This window comes from Facilibium subflavum (genome assembly GCF_003574485.1).
Classification (GTDB): domain Bacteria; phylum Pseudomonadota; class Gammaproteobacteria; order Francisellales; family Francisellaceae; genus Facilibium; species Facilibium subflavum.
The window spans coordinates 1-544 of the sequence record NZ_QLIT01000193.1; the positions used below are offsets into that span (position 1 = coordinate 1).

Here is a 544-nt window from a genome sequence, read left to right on the forward strand (position 1 = left end):
AAAATATGAAGGATAATAACAATCACCTAAGAGCACATCATTGGTTTTTAGAGCCTCCATTAATTGACGAAATAGTGCATGCTCTCCAGTCTTCTTGCCCTGATAGGCGCCCATAGCTAAATCTAAAATAACACCACTGGAATATTCAATAATCGCAACAGCACGCATGATAGGAAAGCCTGCGCCGGCTTGCTGTGATTTTGGTTGCGGGTATTTCTGTTGATTTTCAAAAGTATCAGGCATGCTTAATGTCGTTCCATCAACAATTTTGACGTGTGATTTTCCCCGCCATAGCCATGAATTTGGCGTATCGCTAATCAACTTTGTTGCGACCTCCGTTGCAAGTGTTTTTAAGCCTGTTTCAGACAACTTTGAGCGGGATTGACTATAGGCAGACGTGTTAGCTGAAGGCGGTCTTTGACTCTTCGCAAGCTTTGCAGCAATCACGCGAGCAACGACTGCTGGCTGGGGTTGATCATCATCCACCACTTGATATAAGACTCCCCAAAGCGTTACCTCAGGGGTGAACAGGCGATCGCGGCCT

Annotated in this window: 1 protein-coding gene; it reads right to left on the bottom strand. The window is 45.4% G+C overall.

Translation table 11 applies throughout. The features are described 5' to 3' along the window. A partial coding sequence (locus DNK84_RS10845) for a transposase (RefSeq protein WP_162902395.1) occupies positions 1-544 on the bottom strand: 544 nt, incomplete at both ends.